Raw genomic sequence first — 2,460 nt, 5'->3', positions numbered from 1 at the left:
CCTCAGGATCTGGTTTGCCTTTAGTAACACCATTACCATCTATAATGGCACTAAATTTTTGTATTAAGCTTACTTTTTGTAGTATTACTTCTGCATTTTTACTTGCAGAACCTAAAGCAATGCCTTGGTTTTGTGTTTCTAATAATTCTAGAATTCTTGGTACATCTGGTAAAATTTCAGAAGCATCCATTTTTTCTATATGTTGTAAATAATCTTCATTTTTTTTAGCCATTAAGCCAATAAACTCTTCGTTTTCTAGAGTAATATTACCCCAGTTAAGTATTTTTTCTAAAGATTTTACTCTACTAACACCTTTTAATTGCTCATTTTGTTCATGAGTAAATTCAACACCAATAGAATTAGCTAGTTTTTGCCAAGCTAAAAAATGGTATTTGGCAGTATCTACAATAACGCCATCTAGGTCAAATATGAATCCTTTTCTTTTCATTTTATTCTTCTATTGTTTGATAAGAAATTGCACTTTTTTCGGTAATTAAGAAGTTGCATAATCCTGCAATAATCAAGCTAATACCAGCAACAATCATTGCATTTATAGCTTCTTCTCCTAATAAGTTTGATATAATATTTATGCCGCCAATAGCCGCAATAATTTGTGGTATTACAATGAACATATTAAAAATGCCCATAAAAACTCCCATTCTTTTTGGATCTACAGCACTAGAAAGCATTGCATATGGCATAGATAAAATACTACCCCAAGCAAAACCAATAAGTACAAAGCAAACTGTTAAGTACTCTGGAGACGGAATAAAATACATTAGTATAAAACCAGCACCTCCAATAATTAAAGAAAACATATGTACCATTTTTCTGTTAATTCTTTTTCTTGAAGTGTATAAGACTAGAATTAAAGCAAATGCCATAGATGATAAACCGTAAGTTCCCATATAAGAACCTACTAAATTTGATGATTTCTGAAACGCTTCGTTTGTTATATTAAAAGCTTCTACATCAGAAGCTATTTCCATATTATAATTAGCCTCTATAGGAGCAGGAGAATTAAATACGTGCTCTGTTAAGGCAGGATTGGCCATACTCCACATTGTAAAAAAGGCAAACCAGCTAAAAAACTGAATAACTCCTAATTTTTTCATAGTAGAAGGCATATTTCCGATATTGTTTAGGATATCTGGAATAAACTGATTCTTTTTAGCTTTCTCTTTTTTAAACTCTTCCATATCCTCTGGTGGATACTCAGAGGTTGTAAAAATGGTATACAGTATGCTTATTAAAAACACTACAGCGCCAATAGCAAAAGCTACTTTTACAGACATAGGGACAACTCCAGACGGAGCAGCATCACTAACACCAAGTTTAGAAACCATCCAAGGTAGGTTACTAGCTACCCAGGTGCCAATACCAATAATTAAAGTTTGTATAACAAACCCATAAGAACGTTGTGAATCTGGTAATTTATCTGCTACCAAAGCTCTAAATGGCTCCATAGATACATTTATAGATGCATCTAAAATCCATAAAAAACCAGCAGCAACCCATAGAACAGGTGAGTGTGGTACTAAAAATAAGGCAAGGGAACTAAGTATAGCACCAATTAAAAAGTAAGGTTTTCTTCTTCCCCAACGAACACTCCAAGTCCTATCGCTTAAATAACCAATAATTGGTTGTACAACCAGTCCCGTTAAGGGAGCAGCAATCCATAAAAGAGGTATATCATCTTTTTCTGCACCTAGCGTCTGAAAAATTCTAGACATAAAACCTCCTTGTAAGGCAAATCCAAATTGAATTCCCAGAAACCCGAAACTCATGTTCCAGATCTGCCAGAAACCAAGTTTCTGTTTTTCCATAATGTAAATATTAAATATAAAAATACAGCGCCAAGATTAGTGTCTGTATGGCGTGTATATGGTGCGAAGTATAAAAATATTAAGTGTTAAGTTTAATATTTTGATGCGGTAAAGATATAAAATTTTTGATACAGATTACAAAACTGTATTTTTTTCTGATGATTTTCTAATGATTAAATCTGTAGAAATAACCTTTCGTTGGTATTCTTTATTTATGTCTTTATTTTGAATACGATCCAATAATAACTCAGCCGCATGTTCACCAATGGTTATACCATGCTGGTCTATTGTAGATAGAGAAGGTGTTGAAAAAGAGGATATTAATCCGTCTGTAAAGCCAACAACACAAAGCTCATTAGGTATTTGTAAATCTTTTTCTTTGGCAATTTTAATAACGTTGGCAGCATATATTTCATTAACGGCAACAACACCATCATAATTTAAAGTAGAATTATGCATAAATGCACTTATTTGCTCTGTAATACTAGAGTTATCATTAACTTTAAAAATAAGATCTTCATTAATGGTAATTCCTTTTTCTTCTAAGGCTCTCTTGTAACCAATTGTGCGTAATGCTCCAACATTTACGTGGTCTGGTGTAGACAAAATAGCAATATTTTTACATCCTACATTT

Annotated in this window: 3 protein-coding genes; all 3 read right to left on the bottom strand. The window is 32.6% G+C overall.

Going from position 1 to position 2,460, the window contains the following annotated elements:
- A partial coding sequence (locus ABJD66_RS07170; protein WP_348129831.1) for an HAD hydrolase-like protein occupies positions 1 to 448 on the bottom strand: 448 nt, incomplete at its 3' end.
- A 1-nt stretch (position 449) separates the two neighbouring features.
- Positions 450 to 1,826: an MFS transporter gene (locus tag ABJD66_RS07165; RefSeq protein WP_348129828.1), complete on the bottom strand. Its 1,377-nt coding sequence runs from the start codon at positions 1,824 to 1,826 to the stop codon at positions 450 to 452.
- Positions 1,827 to 1,961: 135 nt separating this feature from the next.
- Positions 1,962 to 2,460, bottom strand: a 499-nt coding sequence (locus ABJD66_RS07160) for a substrate-binding domain-containing protein (protein WP_348129825.1), incomplete at its 5' end; no start/stop codon positions are given.

Origin of the sequence: Cellulophaga sp. (assembly GCF_039943695.1) — a bacterium.
Taxonomy (GTDB): domain Bacteria; phylum Bacteroidota; class Bacteroidia; order Flavobacteriales; family Flavobacteriaceae; genus Cellulophaga.
This window is presented reverse-complemented; position numbering and strand designations above follow the sequence as displayed.

Coding starts and splice junctions, on each gene's coding strand:
- ABJD66_RS07165 (WP_348129828.1), bottom strand. CDS start 1,826: ATGGAAAAACAGAAACTTGGTTTCTGGCAGATCTGGAACATGAGTTTC.